Genomic DNA, 17,202 nt, shown 5'->3' on the forward strand with positions numbered 1-17,202 from the left:
AATTCACGCTTCACAGAAAGGAGGAGTAAGGATGAAAAGCGAAGCGGTAAAGGTCGGTCCAGATCGCGCTCCGCACCGGTCTCTGTTTTTTGCAACCGGTATCTGTCGCGAATCCCTGGAACGTCCCCTGATAGGTATTGCCAGCGCTTTTTCGGACCTGGTGCCGGGACACATCGAGATGCGCAATCTGGAGCGCTTTATTGAGCGAGGCATAGAAGCAGCAGGTGGAACACCTTTTGTATTCGGCGTACCAGCTATATGTGATGGTATCGCCATGGGACACGAAGGTATGCGCTTTTCCCTACCCAGTAGAGACGTCATTGCCGATGGTATTGAAGCGGTAGTCCAAGGACACGCCCTGGACGGAATTGTATTCCTCACCAATTGCGATAAAATAACTCCTGGTATGCTCATGGCAGCGGCCAGGCTCAATATACCAGCCATATTCGTAACTGCAGGCCCCATGCTTGCCGGACACTACCAGAAAAGAAGACTTTCCTTTGTCCGGGACACCTTTGAAGCAGCCGGGCGTTACCACAAAGGCGAAATAACCTTGGAAGAGCTCCATGAGTTGGAGATGGAAGCCTGCCCGGGTGCTGGTTCCTGTCAGGGTTTGTACACTGCTAACACCATGGCCTGTCTCACTGAAACCATGGGAATGAGCCTTCCTTTTTGTGGCACTGCTCCGGCAGTTCTTGCTGAAAAAAAGAGAATTGCTTACCAGAGCGGAAAAAGAATCGTCGAGCTGGTTCGGGAAAACATAACTCCCAGAAAAATAATGACCACTTCTGCTCTGCGTAACGCCATAGTCATGGACCTTGCCCTGGGAGGCTCAACCAATACCGTACTGCACCTTTTGGCCCTGGCTAAAGAGCTCGAAAACGGAGCAATCAATCTCAATACCTTTGACGAACTTTCTCGAAAAGTTCCGCATCTTGTAATGCTCCGCCCAGCTGGTGACCTGTTCATGGAGGACCTGCACTTTGCAGGGGGTATACCGGCAGTCCTCAGCACACTCGGTGAGTTAATCGAAGACAACCCGACCGTGTCTGGAAAATCCATTCGGGAAATACAGCAAAGTGTTAGGTTCATAGATCGAGAAGTCATCCGCAGCCTGGACAATCCCCATTCTGTGGAGGGAGGAATTGCCGTCCTCTACGGCTCGCTTGCTCCGGAGGGGTCGGTGGTCAAGCAGTCGGCGGTAGACCCTGAAATGCGAGTTTTCAAGGGTAAAGCCGTATGCTTCAGTAGCGAAGAAGAAGCCATGCAGGCCATAACTGCCGGAAAGATTCAAAAAGGAAGCGTCATCGTCATCAGATACGAAGGTCCCAAGGGTGGTCCCGGCATGCGGGAAATGTTAGCACCCACCTCAGCCATCGTGGGTATGGGCCTCAGTAAAGACGTGGCTCTCATAACCGATGGACGATTCTCGGGCGGAACACGCGGACCCTGTATAGGTCACATAAGTCCTGAGGCTTTCGAAGGAGGACCCATTGCTTTAATCAAAGACGGAGACGAAATCCTCATCGATATACCTCAGCGCAAAATAGAACTCCTGGTGGACGAGGCAGAGCTTCAAAAACGCAAAGAAAGCTTTGTTCCTCCTCCACCCAGATATACCCGGGGTCTTCTTGCCCGTTATGCCAAGCTTGCTCGGCCAACCCATCAAGGAGCTTCCATGGCTTAGAAAGGGGTGATTGGTTTTGAAGATGAAAGGCGCAAAAATGTTAATAGAGCTTTTGAAGCGGGAAGGTGTGGAGGTAATTTTCGGTTATCCTGGAGGTGCGGTGATCGATATTTACGATGTGCTCTTTGACACGCCTGAAATCAAACACGTTTTGGTGCGCCATGAACAGGGAGCTGCTCATGCAGCTGATGGCTATGCAAGGACCACTGGAAAGGTGGGAGTTTGTATAGCGACTTCTGGGCCGGGAGCAACCAACTTAACCACCGGTTTAGCCACCGCTTACATGGACTCAGTTCCTGTGGTCGCCATAACCGGTCAGGTGCCCACCAAATTGATTGGCAAAGACGCTTTCCAGGAAGCAGACGTTACCGGCATTACCATGCCCATAACCAAGCACAATTTCCTGGTTACTCATATTGAAGAATTGCCCATCATAGTAAGGGAAGCATTCCACATCGCCTCCACCGGTCGTCCTGGACCGGTACTCATTGACCTTCCCAAAGACGTACAACAGCAGGAGGCAGAATTTACCTTCCCTGAAAAAGTGGAAATTCCCGGTTACCGGCCTACCTATCAGGGCCATATTAACCAGATCAACCTCGCTGCCCAAGCCATCGAAAAAGCTCAAAAACCACTTCTTTACATCGGTGGTGGCGTGATTGCCGCTGGTGCTTCAGGCGCACTGCGCGAGCTCGCTGAAAAAACGGAAATCCCGGTTACGCATACCCTGATGGGTAAGGGAGCCTTCCCAGAACACCATCGTCTTTCCTTAGGAATGCTGGGCATGCACGGCACTTATTGGGCCAACAAAGCAATAATGAACTGTGACTTGCTCATTGCCGTGGGTGCACGCTTTGACGACCGGGTCACTGGAAATCTGAAAACTTTTGCCAGAAACACCGAGACCATCATTCACATTGACATTGACCCTGCTGAAATCGGCAAAAATGTTAAAACCCACATACCCATCGTGGGCGATGCCAGACTGGTTCTTGAAGAGTTGCTCAAAAGGGTCGAATCTAAAAAACATCCGGAATGGATTCAGGAAATAGAGGGATGGAAAAAGGAATACCAGCCACCCCGCAAAGAGAGTGCAAAACTTCTCCCCCACACGGTGGTTGAAAAGGTGTACCAAGCAACCAAGGGCAAGGCTATCGTGGTCACTGACGTGGGACAACATCAGATGTGGGCTGCCCAGATTTATCTCCTTGATGAACCCCGTTGCTGGGCAAGTTCTGGAGGGCTGGGCACTATGGGTTATGGCCTGCCTGCAGCGGTGGGTGCTCAGATTGGCAATCCGGATAAGCTGGTGGTGCTTTTCTCGGGTGATGGAAGCATTATGATGAAAATTCAGGAGCTGGTTACCGCCTGCAACTACTGCCTGCCCATTAAAATATTTGTGCTGAACAATTCCTACTTAGGGATGGTGCGTCAATGGCAGGGATGTTTCTATAAAGGGCGCTACTCTTGCACCCAGCTTAAAAATCCGGACCTGGCTCAGCTTGCCCGCGCTTTCGGAGCGGAAGGCATAAGTGTGAAAAACGAAGCAGAACTTGAGGAAGCCATTAACAAAGCACTGAGCATTGAAGATCGTCCGGTGCTCGTTGACTGCCACATTGAAGAGGAAGAAAACGTTTATCCCTTTGTTCCCCCAGGCAAGTCTCTGGATGAGATGATCCTCTGGGAACCAGGAAAGGAGGGTTGATTGTGCAGCACGTCATATCGGTTCTGGTAGAAAACAAACCCCGGGTGTTGGCACGCATTGCTTCTCTTTTTGCCCGGCGAGGCTACAACATAGAAAGCCTGGCAGTTGGACCCACCCAGGATCCTACCATATCGCGCATCACCCTGGTTGTTGAAGGCGATGAAGACATCCTGGAACAAATAACCAAGCAGCTTCACAAACTTATCGACACCATCAAGGTGGGTGACTTCACCAACACCAGCTTTGTGGACCGTGAGCTGGCGCTTATCAAAGTGAATGCGCCTTCTGCTCTGCGGGGGGAAATCGTGCAGACTGCCGAAATTTTCCGTGCCCGGGTCGTGGACGTGGCTGAAAAGAGTCTGATGATTGAGGTTACCGGGACTCCGGACAAAATAGACGCCCTGGAGCAGCTCCTCAAAAAGTACGGTATTATCGAAATGGTAAGAACGGGCAGGATCGCTCTTGCCCGAGGATATCAATCTCTTTAAAGGAGGTTTAAAGCATGGCTCAAATATACTATGATCAAGATGCAAATCTTGAGGTCCTGAAAGGAAAGAAAATTGCCATCATCGGCTTTGGAAGCCAGGGAAGTGCTCAAGCCCAGAACCTGAGAGATAGTGGCCTTGAGGTGATTGTGGCTGAACTTCCTGGAACTCCTGGCTATGAGAAAGCCAAAAAAGCTGGCTTTGAACCCGTATCCGCTGAAGAAGCCGCACAAAGCGCAGAACTCATTCAGATGCTGGCTCCCGACCAATACCAGCCAGCCATCTACAAAGAATCCATCGCCAAACACCTTACAGCTGGAAAAGCTCTGATGTTTTCTCACGGTTTCAACATCCACTACAAGCAAATTGTGCCCCCTCAGGACGTGGATGTCATCATGGTGGCCCCCAAAGCTCCTGGAGACCTGGTGCGCAGGATGTATCAGGAAGGAAAAGGTGTACCCTCACTCATCGCTGTATACCAGGATGCAACCGGTAAAGCCAAAGACCTGGCCCTGGCTTATGCCAAAGGTATCGGTTCTACCCGCTGCGGCGTGATTGAAACCACTTTTGCTGAGGAAACCGAAACCGACCTTTTTGGCGAACAGGCTGTGCTCTGCGGAGGTTTGACTGCCCTCATCAAAGCCGGGTTTGAAACCCTGGTGGAAGCTGGCTATCAGCCTGAAGTGGCTTACTTTGAGTGCCTGCACGAGATGAAGCTCATTGTAGACCTGGTGTATGAAGGTGGCATAGCCCACATGCGCAGCGTAATCAGCGACACTGCAGAGTATGGTGACCTTACCCGAGGACCACGCATCATAAACTGTGCAGTGCGAGAGGAAATGGAACGCATCCTGGAAGAAATTCAGGACGGAAGCTTTGCCCGGGAGTGGATCCTGGAAAACCAGGCCAATCGGCCAGTTTACCACGCCCTACGCGAAAAAGATAAGCAGCATCTCATCGAAAAAGTCGGCGAAAAACTGCGCGGGATGATGCCCTGGCTCTCTAAATAACGGGGGTGAGCATCTTGAAAAAAATTCTGGTCTTTGACACCACCCTGAGAGACGGAGAGCAATCTCCGGGGGTGGCTCTGAATGTCCACGAGAAACTGGAGATAGCCCGCCAGCTCGCCCGCCTAAATGTGGACATAATCGAAGCCGGCTTCCCCATCGCCTCACCTGGTGATGCTGAAGCCGTTAAAGCTGTAGCCCGGGAAATAAAGGGTCCGGCCATCTGTGCCCTGGCCCGGGCCAAAGAAAAAGATATTGAAGTAGCCTGGGAGTCTATTCGTTACGCGGAAACACCTATCATCCACACTTTCATAGCCACTTCCGATATTCATCTCAAGCACAAACTGCGTCTCAGCCGGGAACAGGCTCTGGAGCAAGCAGTATGGGCAGTTAAGAAAGCAAAGAGTTTCACTCCTTATGTGGAGTTTTCAGCCGAAGACGCTACTCGCTCCAGCTGGGAATATTTGGCTCAGGTTTATTCTGCGGTGATTGAAGCAGGAGCAACTACCATAAACATTCCCGATACCGTGGGCTATATCACACCTCTTGAAATGAAAGAGCTCATCGAATATCTCTTGAAAAACGTAAAGGGCATAGAAAAAACAACCATTTCAGTTCACTGCCACAACGACCTGGGGCTGGCAGTTGCCAACTCCCTCCTGGCTATCCAGGGTGGAGCTACTCAGGTGGAGTGCACCATAAACGGCATCGGAGAGCGAGCCGGAAACGCTGCACTGGAAGAAATAGTCATGGCCCTGCATGTGCGTGGCGAGTTCTTCCAGGCTCAAACCGATATCAACTATCAGGAAATTTACCGCACCAGCCGCCTGGTCAGCCAACTTACGGGGATGCTGGTTCAGCCCAACAAGGCAGTGGTGGGCGACAACGCCTTTGCGCATGAATCTGGCATTCATCAGGATGGAGTGCTCAAGGAACGGCTTACCTACGAAATAATGGATGCTCGGCTCATTGGACGCCAGGAAAAGGTGCTGGTTCTGGGTAAACACTCCGGCCGGCATGCTTTTGCCAAAAAGCTTGAAGAACTGGGCTACCACTTGAGTGAAGAAGAGCTTAACAAAGCCTTTGCCCGTTTCAAGCAACTCGCCGACCAGAAAAAACACATCACCGAAGCGGACCTGGAAACCATTGTTTCAGAAGAAATAACCAAGCAGGAAGAAATATACCAGCTGGATTTTGTACATGTGTGCTCCGGAAATAACATCCTACCTACCGCAACCGTCAGATTGAAAGCTGCGGATGGACAAACCCTGGAAGGTGTGGCCACGGGAGTGGGACCGGTGGATGCTGCCTACAAAGCGATAAGCAAAATGCTGGGTATCTCTCCAGACCTTGTGAACTTCACCCTGCAGTCCATATCTGGAGGAACTGAAGCCCTGGGCGAAGTACTGGTACGCATCTTTGGTGACGAAAAAGTGTATGTGGGGAGAGGCTCCAGCCAGGACGTGGTGGTAGCCAGCGTGATGGCTTACCTCTCAGCGATTAACAAAATGGCTCAGGAGAAAAAACTCAATCCCCAAAAAGATTATCAGGAGAGTTGATAACTATGGCAATGACCATAACTGAAAAAATCATCGCCGTTCACGCTGAAAAAGAAAGAGTCCAGCCGGGAGACTTGGTGGAAGTTAAGGTGGATTTAGCCTTGGCCAATGACATCACTGCTCCCTTGAGCATTCGGGAAATGCAAAAGCACGGCATCGAGCAGGTAGCTGATCCTCAGAAAGTAGTCCTGGTAGCTGATCACAATACACCAGCCAAAGATATTGCCTCAGCACAGAATGTCAAGCTCATGCGGGAATTTGCCGAAAAATTTGGCATCCCCCACTTTTTTGAAGGAGGTCGAGTGGGCATAGAGCATGTGCTGCTCCCCGAACTTGGTCTGGTAATACCCGGCGATTTGGTGGTCGGAGCAGATTCGCACACCTGTACCTATGGTGCTTTAGGAGCTTTTTCAACCGGCATGGGTAGTACTGATATAGCGGCTGCCTGGATAACCGGAACCACCTGGTTAAAAGTACCCCCTTCGATGAAATTTGTTTATCGGGGAGAAAGAAAGCCGTTCGTAACTGGAAAAGATCTTATTCTTTTCACCATCGGAAAAATTGGAGTAGACGGTGCTCGCTACTGCGCCATGGAGTTCTGCGGGCCGGTGATTTCGGAGCTCTCCATGGACGAGCGTTTCACAATGGCTAACATGGCCATTGAAGCCGGAGCCAAAAACGGAATCATGGAGGCCGACCAGAAAACGCTTGAATACGTGGCCCAAACCGGAACAAAGCGCAAACCACGGATATATTCCTCTGACCCGGACGCTGAGTGGAAAGAGGTACTGGAGATAGAGGTAAGCTCCATAGAGCCCCAGGTAGCCTTGCCTCATCTTCCTGAAAATGCCCGCTCGGTATACTCCCTACCCCGAATAGAAATTCACCAGGCAGTGATTGGTTCCTGCACTAACGGAAGAATAGAGGACCTGCGCATGGCCGCTTCGGTCCTCAAGGGCAAAAAAGTGCACCCCCGGGTGCGGGCTTTGATTTTCCCGGGAAGCCCTAAAGTCTTGCTTCAAGCAGAAAAAGAGGGGTTGCTGGAGATATTTCTGGAAGCAGGAGCAGTGATTGCACCGCCTTCTTGCGGGCCCTGCTTGGGTGGGCATCTGGGAGTGCTTGCCGAAGGCGAGCGTTGCATTTCCACCACCAACCGCAATTTTGTGGGCCGAATGGGTCACGTAAAAAGCGAGGTCTACCTTGCCAACCCCTATGTTGTAGCTAGTTCGGCTATCGCTGGCTATATTACCGCTCCGGATAAAATTTGAGGTGGTCAAAGGTGAAAATCAAAGGCAAAGTTATCAAATATGGAGATAATGTGGATACCGATGTGATAATCCCTGCCCGTTACCTCACCACAACTGACCCTCAGGTCCTGAAAGAGCACTGCATGGAGGACCTGGACCCCACATTCAGAGAACGGGTCACTCCTCAAACCATTCTGGTAGCAGGGAAAAACTTTGGCTGTGGTTCTTCCCGGGAACATGCGCCCCTATCCATAAAGGCCTCTGGTGTCCAGGCCATTATTGCCGATTCCTTCGCCCGCATTTTCTACCGCAACGCCATTAACATTGGTCTTCCCATCGTAGAACACCCTGATGCCACGCAAGAAATAAACGAAGGTGATGACGTGGAAATCGATTTTGAAAAAGGGGAAATCGTCAACCTGACTACTGGAAAGGTGCTGACCATTGCTCCCTTTCCACCCTTCATCCAGAATATCATTCGGGAAGGGGGGCTTATGAACTACGTTAAAAAGAAGGTTGCTGGTTAGAAAGCAAAAGGCTGCTGGGTATCTAACCAACCAGCAGCCTTTTGCTTAAACTCTTACTCTTTGCGATAAAGGTAAAGGCGTCCTACGGTGTCCACCATAGTTGGTTCCCAGTTTTTGAGCACCCATACGTAGGAGACGACTCTGGCTCCCGGCTTGAGCTCAGAAGCGAATTTTTTCTCCAGCTGGTCATTCACGTGCTGAAACAGGAAAATGGTGACTACGTCGGCTTCGTGAAGGGGAAAGTTATGGATGTTGCCCCAGTAGACCTTGACCCGACCAGAAAGACCCAGGAGAAAAACTTTGAGTTTGGCCAGAAAATATAACCAGGGGTTGAGCTCGATCCCTACCGCCCGGGCTCCAAATTCCCGAGCAGCACAGATAAGAATGCGCCCGTCTCCACAACCCAGGTCGTAAACCACCTCTCCCGGGCGAACCTCGCTCATGGAAAGCATTTTCCGCACTCGTTGCATGTCGGTGGGTTGCCAGGGAATGCCCACAAAAAAAACCGGCAACAGCCAGCCTATAAAAAGAAACGCCCCCAGCAAGAAAATCAAAAGCAACCAGATCATTCTCGAGCACCCTTTTCTAAGCTGGCAAAAAAGGCATCAGCAAGATAAGAGCTACGCACAAAGGGACCACTGGCCACCCAGCGAAAACCCATGGAATACGCAACTTCCTCATACTCTTTGAACTCCTCAGGAGGCACAAAGCGAGCTACCGGGAGATGCTGCATGGTGGGACGCAGGTACTGACCTATGGTGACAATGTCACAGCGCACACTTCTTAAATCTCCAAGAACCGAGATAACCTCTTCCCGACTTTCCCCCAAACCCACCATCAAGCCTGACTTGGTAAACACCCCAGGCATCACCTGCTTGGCAAGTTCAAGCACTCTCAAAGAGCGGTTGTAGGAAGCTTGGGGACGCACCTCACGATAAAGACGGGGCACGGTTTCCACATTGTGGTTGAAAACGTGCGGGGGAACCTGAGCTATGGAGAGCAGCGCTTTTTCATTCCCCATAAAGTCTGGAGTCAGTATCTCCACGGTGGCACCGGGAAGTAGGTTGCGTATCTCTCGAATAGTTTGCACAAAAACTGAGGCTCCCCCATCTTCAAGGTCGTCCCGGGTTACCGAGGTAACCACCACATGGCGCAAATTGAGCTTGCGGGCCGCCTCAGCAACCCTTCTCGGTTCTTCAGGATCTAAGGGAGCAGGATGGCCCTTTTTCACTGCACAAAAGCGGCAATTACGAGTACACACTTCGCCAAGAATCATGAAAGTAGCAGTTCCCCTGCGAAAGCACTCTCCAATGTTGGGACAGCGTGCTCCCTCACAAACTGTGTGCAGATGGAGGGTACGCAGAAGAAGCTGCATATTTTCCAGCTCTTCCTGAGGAGGAAAACGCTTCTTAATCCAGGAGGGAAGCAAGAGACCAACTCTCCTTACCGTTTTTTTCGAGAAAATCCAAAAGCACGCCCTGGCTGGCCGCACTGAGCTCCTTCACGGGAAAAGAAAACACCTCTTCAAAGAGTTTTCCAATTTCCCTGCCCATGGCCCTACGCTCTTCAAAAGAATATTCCTTTCCCGTGCACTTTTCAAGAGAGGTAACACCAAACCCCTGGATGCCACAGGGAACTATATAACTAAAGGGAGTAAGACTGGTTGAAACATTGAATGCAAATCCATGAAAAGTTACCCAGCGCCGAACTGCAACGCCTATAGCAGCAATTTTCTCAGGCTTTTGCTGATTAACCCATACCCCGGTGTAAGGAGGAAAGCGAAAACCCTCTACCTGATAGCCCTGCAAAAAGCGGATTAAGACCTCTTCAAGAGAACGCACAAAAAGGTGAACGTCTTTCCCAAAAAAACGCAGGTTGAAGATGGGGTAACCCACAATTTGCCCGGGGCCATGGTAAGTTACATCACCACCCCGCTCCACCCAGAAAACTTCAATACCCTTTTCGCGCAGTCTTTCCAGGGACAAACGCAAGTTAGCTGTATTTGCGGAACGCCCAAGGGTAATCACCGGCTGGTGTTCCAGCAAAAGCAAAAAACCGGGAAGATTTTCTCTGTAAACTTTTTCCACCAGAGAGAGCTGGAGCTCCCAGGCTTTCTGGTAAGAAACAAGCGGTAGAGAGAGATAAAAAATCTGCTCCATCTTCAAGCGCCACCCGGGCTGTATCTTTTTCTGCTGGCGGAGAGGGAGGGATTCGAACCCTCGAGGCAGGTTTCACCCCGCCTAATCGCTTAGCAGGCGATTGCCTTCAGCCACTCGGCCACCTCTCCTCGCCCTGACAGTATAATCATTTTTAGAATTTTTTTCAACTCTATTTAACCAGTATAAAATTCAAGAGTTGGCTTTCCTTCCACAGCGGGGATTAGCAATCACCACATCTGCTGCCTGTAGCAATGCTTCGAGCATATCCACCTGAGCCTGGACACTCTCAAGCTCTAACCGGGCATAAACCTCCCCCACCGGGCGAGAAATATATTTAGGCGGCAATTTTTGCAAGGCCAGAGCCAGAAGGTCTTCTGTGCACTGCTCACAGCGACAGAGCTCAGGCTTCAGCTCGTAAATCCGGGGAATTAACCTGCGCAACTCGTCTTCAAGGATATTTTTTACCATGCAAATCACCTATGCCTTAACATCCAGAAGCTGCCCGCGCTCATCCTCAGGAGAAGAACCACTGGAACTGCTTTCTGTTTTCCTTTTCGCTTTTTGCGATTGGCTTTTCTTCCCATTTTTGTTTGAATCTTTCTCTTCTCGTGGCTTCAGGCGTTCCTTCTTCGGAGAGCTAGCGACCTCTTCCGCAACTCTTTCAGCCTGTTTCCTCAACTCTTGGGAGAAAGCTGCTCCCTGTAGCTCAGGAGCATGTTCACGCACATTCTGCAACCTGGCCACTTCTCCCACCCGAGCGACGGTATTCTGCATATTCACCGGATCAACCATTCAACCTCACCTTCGGGCGCTCAAAACTGCCCAAAACTATCTCCCCTCCCTTTACTTCAAAAGAAGCATAGGGAATCTCTTCCCGCACCACATAGGTAAAATTGCCTATGGTGATTCTGACCTGAGGATACACCTTTTCTTCAACCAGGACCTTGCTTTCACGCCGGCTCAATTCATCCTCAATCTCGTTCAGACGCTTCTGAAGAAACTCTCTCTTTTTACTCAGAAGACCATGAGTAACCTGGAGCTTGGTAAACATTTCCGTAAATCTGTCGTCCAGAACCTTCCTCTGGGCTTTTTTACGCAAAAGGAGTGTCAAAGCTTTTTCAGTCTGGGACAACTCACACTGGATTCGCTCAAGCTCTTCTCTGGTTTTTCTGTACTCTTCCCGCAGCTCAGGCGATGCACCAACTTCGATAAAGGTCTTCGTCCCCATAGGTGACCCGATCACTTTGGCCCACAGCCATCCCCCTGCTCTTACCTGACCGCCAACCAGAAGGCCTTTCTTTCCATCAACGATCAAGTTTCCCCCACAGGAAACGTTACTATGCAAAGCAGCTTCCTCAATGAATACATCTCCCCCGGCAATGATGGTGGCACTCTCAAGCATCCTTACTCGTACGTTACCAGCAGCCTGGGCAACACCAGCGCCAGAACCCACAAAGCTTTTGCGGATATGAATGTGGCCTCCTGCTCTCAAGGAAGCTGCTTCCACCACTCCCCAGACTTCGATATCCCCCTCTGCATCTACCGAAAAACCGCTGCGTACATCTCCCCTTACTACCACACTGCCCACAAAGGAAACGCTCCCGGTCTGGGCGTCTACATCCCCCCTCACCTCAAAAACTGGATGAACAGTTATCCGATTGCCCAAAAGCTGTGGTCGCCCTGCAATAGTGGCAAACACCTGCTTTCCATCCTCAGAAAACCGGGCATTTTTACCAGCTGCTATTCTGGCCTCTCGGCCCCGAAGCGGTGGAACGGGATTGCCAAAAATATCTTCACCAGGCTCCCCTTCTTCGGGAGGCATAATTTCAGCCAGCAAATCTCCCGGTCTTACTTCCGGTACCCTGGTAACCCCAAAAAGGTTGATTCTATCTTCCTCGCTGATAATCTCTTTTGTGACTTCTTCCTCGAAGAAGAGCTTCACCCACCCGTCCTTACCCCGAACGGGGAGCCTACCCTGAGCAAGGAGATACGAACCAGGCTTTTTCAGAATATCACTCGAGTCTTGAAGAACTTCTTCCTTGAGACCCGAAACAATACCTTTGCGACTCAAAAACTCACCTACACTCTCGAAGTTGCTAATCTCTTCTTCAGACAAAGGCTTCCTGACTATCAACTCGGCCCTCATGCGGTCTTGAGGAATGAGAAGCTGAATGCGCCCCTCCTCTTCGAGAACATCCAATTTCCTTTTCTGTTCACCCATTTCGTACCCCTTCCCAAGCGAGAATCTTTACCTTGATTTTCAAAAGAGCTCGAGAAATGAGCTGCGAAACACGGGATTCCCCTAACCCCATTATGCTCCCTATCTCTTTCAAAGTCAAACCCTCGTAATAATAGAGGATAAGGCACAACCTTTCCCGCTCGGGGAGTTCTTTAATGGCTTCACTGAGTGCTTCCATAAGTTCTTTCTTCTCCAGCACCTTCTCAGGGTCGATGTATTCTCGCCTCTCACGAATGGTATCTCCAAGTGAGTTATCACCGCCAGGAATCTCTTCATCAAGCGAAAGTAAAAAACCTCCCCTGCTTTGCTCGACCATCCAGGAAAGCTCTTCTATGGAAAGACCCACTATTTCAGCCAGCTCCTCAAGGGTGGGCTCCCGACCTTCTCGGCTTTCGAATTCCCTCCAGGCACGAACCACTTCTCGCAAATTTTTTCTCTGAGTGCGAGTCAATGGATCCAGGGAACGCAGGTAATCGAGTACCGCACCCCTGATACGGGAAAGAGCATAGGTTTCAAACTTCAAACCCTTTTGAGGGCGAAAGCGTTCCAGAGCTTGGATAAGACCCAAAACTCCATAGCTTTCCAGGTCTTCACGGTCGACATGAGGGGGCAGAAGGTAAAGCAGTCTCCCTATGGCTATCTTCACCAGATACAGGTAAGAAACCACCAGTTCTTCCCTGGCCTTTGGGTCTCCATTTTTTAAGTAGCTTTCCCAGAGCTTTTCTCTTTCGGTTACCACTTTCATTTAACTACTCCTCTTTTTGAGAATTGATTTCCCCGCGAGTTAAAAACCAGCTCAGGTAAAAATAAACCAGGTAAAAAACCACGATTCCAAGCAGCAAAGCCCTCAAAACAAGGGCAAACAAAGAAAACCCTCGCAGCAAACCTACCACTGCAAAAACGGTAATTGCGCACCAGGCAATCAGAAAAGCAAAAATACGGGCAATTTTTCCTGAGCCTTGCATTTCAAAGAGTGATGATCTCCCTCCCAATAGCTCTCACTTCCAGTTTTCCATCCTTCACGTAAAAAAATATGCTCCTTCCTTTTTTGCCACCAACTTCCTCTGCTTTGATAGGTATGCCCAACTCCGCAAGGGCTTTTTTGGTCATTTCCACGTTTCTCTGTCCAATATCAAAAAGGGAATTGGAACCCGAAAACATCATGGCCCCACCAGATATCTTGGCGTAAATGTCCCTTTTTAAGGCCCCTTCCCTTTTCATTTCCTCGAGCAGCGCTTGAGGAGCAGTTTCAGCAAACTTAAAGGGGTTGTTTTGCTTCTCGATCTTTTCTGGAAGCAGAATGTGTACCATACCACCAATTTTGCGCACCGGATCATAGAGGCAAAGACCAACGCAGGAACCTAAACCCAGAATACACAGAACCTCCTCCGGGTCTTTACTCACTTTGTATTCTGCCATTCCTATGGAACTTTTTTTCATCTACACTACACCCAGCGCTTTCAGGATAATTTCCAGGGAACCAGTATCTGGAATCAACATAAAGTAGCCTTCCACGTGGTCTTCTTCTTCCACAAACTCGGTTTCAATCAACAGAGCGTAATCACCGTGTTTAGCAATTTCTATCAAAATCAAGTCCACCACCGCACCAGCCATATCCACAGCCAAAGAGGGCACGGAATGATCCAGGCGTAACCCCGTAAAATCAGCAAGTGCTGTAAGATAGGAAGAAGCAAGAATATTGCCAATTTCGTTCATGGCAGAAGCTGACATTTCGTCGGGCTCGAAAACCGCACTGATGTCAGATGGTGCCAAGTCTCCAAGCAACATACGCATCAGCTTTAAAGCGTTTTCCACCGTCATTATGAACAGAATATGCCCGGTTACCTCCCCGGAAACAGCAAGGTAAACCCCGAGCACCTCTTTTTCCGGACCTCCCAGCCAGTTAGGGACCTCTTTAATAGGCAACAAAGCGACCCGGGGAACAGTCATGGTAACTTTTTTGTTCACCATCTTGGAAAGAGCGGTCGCTGCATTGCCAGCCCCAATATTCCCTATTTCCCTTAAAGCATCAAGCTGCAAATCGTTGAGATTATCGAAAGAAAGCCCCACCGCACAACAACTCCTATTCCTTTTGATAGAAGAAAGGAGAAACGTACCGCAAACCAAATTTTTGTGCATTGTTTATGCGCTCAGTACTTCCAATCCACAAATACCCCCCACGCTCCAGAGATTGAGCGAGCTTATCAAACACGATTTCCTTTGCCTCATCTTCAAAATAAATAACCACATTACGGCACACCACAAGGTCAAAGCGTTTTTTGACTTCGTCTCTCAGCAAATCGTGCTTTTCAAAAACAATGTGTCTTTTAAGTAACGGCCGTACCGCAAACCGGTTTTCACTCTCTGGCACAAAGTATTTCTTAAAAAGCTCTGAAGGAACATTCTTAAGGTAGTCTTTGCTGTATACCCCCCCTCTGGCTTCTTCCAGAGCATCATAATCAACATCGGTGGCCCATATCTGGTATCCACCAGGTAAACCTTTTTCCTCAAAAAGAATAGCCAAAGAGTAGGGCTCACTTCCAATGGAACACCCTGCACTCCAAACCCGCAGGGCTGAGGAGTTCTTTCTGGCCAGGATGTCGGGCAAAATTTTCTTTCCGAGTTCTTCAAATTTCTCGGGATTCCTGAAAAATTCGGAAACATTGATTGTAAAGCGATTTCTAAATTCCTCAACCACCTCAGGACGAGTTAAAAAAAGCTCAACATACTCCTCTACATCTTTCGCTCCAGCCCTTTGAATGATAAATTTTAACCTGCGTTGAAGCTGGTTCTCCTTGTAATACCCAAGGTCCAGACCCGTTTTCTTGAGGACTGCCTGGCGCAAACGTTCCAGCTCTGCCTTCGAAAACAAAAGTCTCACTCCTTTACGCTTCGTCCCACTCAAGAATTACCCGAGGAATTGCTTCCAGGGGAAGTACCCAGTCAGCCAGGTTCTCCCTGACCACTGCCCCAGGCATGCCAAAAATGAGCGCTGAATCCTGACTTTCAGCCACCACTTTTCCTCCAGAGTTTTTTACGGCCCGACAACCTTCCAGGGCATCCTTCCCCATACCAGTCAGCACCACTGCCAGAATGTTCTTTCCAAAAGCCTTTACCGCAGAAAGCAGTGTTAGATCCGCACAGGGCTTAAGCCCGGCAACTGGTGGGTCATCATTTAAAACTAGGCTTTTGTCCTCTTTCATCAAAAGGTGCTTCCCCTCAGGAGCCAGAAAAGCCCGGTTAATCCAGGTTAGCTCACCACCGGAGGCTTCAATCACTGAAAAAGGAGCAATATCGTCAAGGTGTTTGGCAAAGCGAGTCGTAAAACCTGCTGGCATATGTTGTACGATGACTGCACAGCTTTTTTTGAGGTTTCGGAGACCAGCAAAAAGTGCTTTCAAGGCACGGGGACCACCCGTAGAAGAAGCAATGAAAACCAGTTTTTCCGCTATGGCTTCACCTCCTGCCATTCCTTTTTCAACTTTACCAGCTTCCCTTGAAGGAAACCTTAGCGCCTTAAAATCCCGCAGCTTCTCAAGCGGGACCTCAACCACAGCCCTTACTTTACTCACAATCTCCTCAGCCTTTTTTTCGATGTCCAGAGAGATGCTTCCCGAAGGTTTCTGGATGAAATCCAGAGCTCCTCGCTCCAGTGCCTCAATGGTATACTGGCTTCCCTCCCCGGTTAAGGCACTGAGCATAACCACCCGATAAGGACCTCTACGCATGGCTTCATCAAGAAAAATCAAGCCATTCATGCGGGGCATCTCAACGTCAAGGAGAATAACATCCGGTGTAAACCCGTTGAGTTTCTCCAGCGCCTCAACACCGTCACGTGCCGCCGCAATCACCTCTATGCCAGCTTTTTCCAGAATATCGCCTATCATGCGCCGCATAAACGCTGAATCATCAACAACCATTGCTCTGATCTTTCGCACTTCAAACCAGTCCTTTCTTTTTCATTTCAATTTGCTTCTGGAAGATAAATTTCACAATCTTTTCTCGATCCGCTTCCTGAATATCGGTAAACTCGAAAGCATAGGTAGAAGGGTCTTCCTTGCGTACCACACGCGCCTTGCCAAAGATATCCTGGCCGTTGTGAAGACCAATCATGAAAAACAAATCCTGAGCATCGGCAGGAAAGGGATTTTTGTGATCTCCAAAGGAAACCAGCATTCCGCCCCCGCTTATGTTTTTGGTCAAGCCTTCTACCAGGGATTCCTCATCCCGCACACAGACCGGCAGAGAAATATCCAGACGAACATAGTTACGCCTCTGTTTGCGCACCACCTTTTGAGGAAGCTCCAGAATCAAATAGGCCAGATTTCCCTTGCGCTGACGCTCTTTTGCTTTCCCTTCAAAGAAAAAGATTTCGTTGTCACCCACAATGTAAACCTGCACCGGATCCCCTTTGCCAATCGGAACCAGTGTGCCTCGCTCTTGAGGAGCAGCAAACCAAACTTCATTATTTCTGATGCTTTCTATCCTGCTGGGATAAAAGCGCCATGTATCTTCACCATGAGAACCTTTCCACAAAACCCCGATGCTCGCTTTACGGTTAACTTGAAAAATCCTTTCTACTTCCAA

At 49.6% G+C, this 17,202-nt stretch carries 20 protein-coding genes and 1 tRNA gene; 7 read left to right on the forward strand and 14 right to left on the reverse strand.

Annotated features, from left to right (window positions below; all coding sequences use genetic code 11):
- Positions 1–31: 31 nt before the first annotated feature.
- Genes ilvD through QBE54_RS10085 form a run of 7 tightly spaced genes read left to right on the forward strand, consistent with a single transcriptional unit; the run spans position 32 to position 8,217 of the window.
- A complete protein-coding gene (ilvD, locus tag QBE54_RS10055; RefSeq protein WP_369018054.1) occupies positions 32–1,687 on the forward strand; it encodes a dihydroxy-acid dehydratase in 1,656 nt (551 codons plus the stop codon).
- 22 nt (positions 1,688–1,709) lie between these two features.
- Positions 1,710–3,392 carry a biosynthetic-type acetolactate synthase large subunit gene (ilvB, locus tag QBE54_RS10060; RefSeq protein WP_369018055.1) on the forward strand — a complete coding sequence of 561 codons (1,683 nt, stop codon included), beginning with the start codon at positions 1,710–1,712 and terminating at the stop codon, positions 3,390–3,392.
- A 2-nt stretch (positions 3,393–3,394) separates the two neighbouring features.
- Positions 3,395–3,880: an acetolactate synthase small subunit gene (gene ilvN / locus QBE54_RS10065; protein WP_369018056.1), complete on the forward strand. Its 486-nt coding sequence runs from the start codon at positions 3,395–3,397 to the stop codon at positions 3,878–3,880.
- A 14-nt stretch (positions 3,881–3,894) separates the two neighbouring features.
- Entirely contained in the window at positions 3,895–4,887 is a 993-nt protein-coding gene (ilvC, locus tag QBE54_RS10070) for a ketol-acid reductoisomerase (protein WP_369018057.1), read from the forward strand.
- Between the two features lie 14 nt (positions 4,888–4,901).
- Positions 4,902–6,443, forward strand: coding sequence for a 2-isopropylmalate synthase (locus tag QBE54_RS10075; RefSeq protein ID WP_369018058.1), 1,542 nt, complete (start codon positions 4,902–4,904; stop codon positions 6,441–6,443).
- Positions 6,444–6,448: 5 nt separating this feature from the next.
- On the forward strand, positions 6,449–7,711 hold the full coding sequence (gene leuC, locus QBE54_RS10080) for a 3-isopropylmalate dehydratase large subunit (protein ID WP_369018059.1): 1,263 nt from the start codon (positions 6,449–6,451) through the stop codon (positions 7,709–7,711).
- 11 nt (positions 7,712–7,722) lie between these two features.
- Complete coding sequence (locus QBE54_RS10085) at positions 7,723–8,217, forward strand: 3-isopropylmalate dehydratase small subunit (RefSeq protein WP_369018060.1); 495 nt, start codon at positions 7,723–7,725, stop codon at positions 8,215–8,217.
- A gap of 53 nt (positions 8,218–8,270) precedes the next feature.
- On the opposite strand, the gene QBE54_RS10090 is transcribed toward QBE54_RS10085, so the two are convergent.
- The 14 genes from QBE54_RS10090 to QBE54_RS10155 form a co-directional block, all read right to left on the reverse strand.
- The gene (locus QBE54_RS10090) at positions 8,271–8,786 is read right to left on the reverse strand and encodes a cyclopropane-fatty-acyl-phospholipid synthase family protein (RefSeq protein ID WP_369018061.1); all 516 of its coding nucleotides are present in this window, start codon (positions 8,784–8,786) and stop codon (positions 8,271–8,273) included.
- Positions 8,783–9,646, reverse strand: coding sequence for a lipoyl synthase (lipA, locus tag QBE54_RS10095; protein ID WP_369018062.1), 864 nt, complete (start codon positions 9,644–9,646; stop codon positions 8,783–8,785). The genes QBE54_RS10090 and lipA overlap by 4 nt, the downstream gene beginning before the upstream one ends.
- Complete coding sequence (gene lipB, locus QBE54_RS10100) at positions 9,627–10,376, reverse strand: lipoyl(octanoyl) transferase LipB (RefSeq protein WP_369018063.1); 750 nt, start codon at positions 10,374–10,376, stop codon at positions 9,627–9,629. Before lipB ends, lipA begins: the two co-directional genes overlap by 20 nt.
- A 34-nt stretch (positions 10,377–10,410) precedes the next feature.
- A tRNA-Ser gene (locus tag QBE54_RS10105) sits at positions 10,411–10,504 on the reverse strand.
- Positions 10,505–10,565: 61 nt separating this feature from the next.
- The gene (locus tag QBE54_RS10110) at positions 10,566–10,844 is read right to left on the reverse strand and encodes a late competence development ComFB family protein (protein ID WP_369018064.1); all 279 of its coding nucleotides are present in this window, start codon (positions 10,842–10,844) and stop codon (positions 10,566–10,568) included.
- Between the two features lie 9 nt (positions 10,845–10,853).
- A complete protein-coding gene (locus QBE54_RS10115) occupies positions 10,854–11,168 on the reverse strand; it encodes a TetR family transcriptional regulator (protein WP_369018065.1) in 315 nt (104 codons plus the stop codon).
- Positions 11,161–12,597 (reverse strand): DUF342 domain-containing protein, encoded by a 1,437-nt coding sequence (locus QBE54_RS10120; RefSeq protein ID WP_369018066.1) that lies wholly within the window; start codon positions 12,595–12,597, stop codon positions 11,161–11,163. The genes QBE54_RS10115 and QBE54_RS10120 overlap by 8 nt, the downstream gene beginning before the upstream one ends.
- Positions 12,590–13,360, reverse strand: coding sequence for a sigma-70 family RNA polymerase sigma factor (locus QBE54_RS10125; RefSeq protein WP_369018067.1), 771 nt, complete (start codon positions 13,358–13,360; stop codon positions 12,590–12,592). The genes QBE54_RS10120 and QBE54_RS10125 overlap by 8 nt, the downstream gene beginning before the upstream one ends.
- Positions 13,361–13,364: 4 nt before the next feature.
- Complete coding sequence (locus QBE54_RS10130) at positions 13,365–13,580, reverse strand: hypothetical protein (protein ID WP_369018068.1); 216 nt, start codon at positions 13,578–13,580, stop codon at positions 13,365–13,367.
- Position 13,581: 1 nt separating this feature from the next.
- A complete protein-coding gene (locus QBE54_RS10135; protein ID WP_369018069.1) occupies positions 13,582–14,055 on the reverse strand; it encodes a chemotaxis protein CheD in 474 nt (157 codons plus the stop codon).
- Complete coding sequence (locus tag QBE54_RS10140) at positions 14,056–14,685, reverse strand: chemotaxis protein CheC (protein ID WP_369018070.1); 630 nt, start codon at positions 14,683–14,685, stop codon at positions 14,056–14,058.
- 13 nt (positions 14,686–14,698) lie between these two features.
- A complete protein-coding gene (locus QBE54_RS10145) occupies positions 14,699–15,487 on the reverse strand; it encodes a protein-glutamate O-methyltransferase CheR (protein WP_369018071.1) in 789 nt (262 codons plus the stop codon).
- 13 nt (positions 15,488–15,500) lie between these two features.
- Positions 15,501–16,553: a chemotaxis-specific protein-glutamate methyltransferase CheB gene (cheB, locus tag QBE54_RS10150; protein ID WP_369018072.1), complete on the reverse strand. Its 1,053-nt coding sequence runs from the start codon at positions 16,551–16,553 to the stop codon at positions 15,501–15,503.
- A gap of 1 nt (position 16,554) precedes the next feature.
- A complete protein-coding gene (locus QBE54_RS10155; protein ID WP_369018073.1) occupies positions 16,555–17,202 on the reverse strand; it encodes a flagellar brake protein in 648 nt (215 codons plus the stop codon).

The organism is Thermatribacter velox, from assembly GCF_038396615.1.
Lineage (GTDB): Bacteria > Atribacterota > Atribacteria > Atribacterales > Thermatribacteraceae > Thermatribacter > Thermatribacter velox.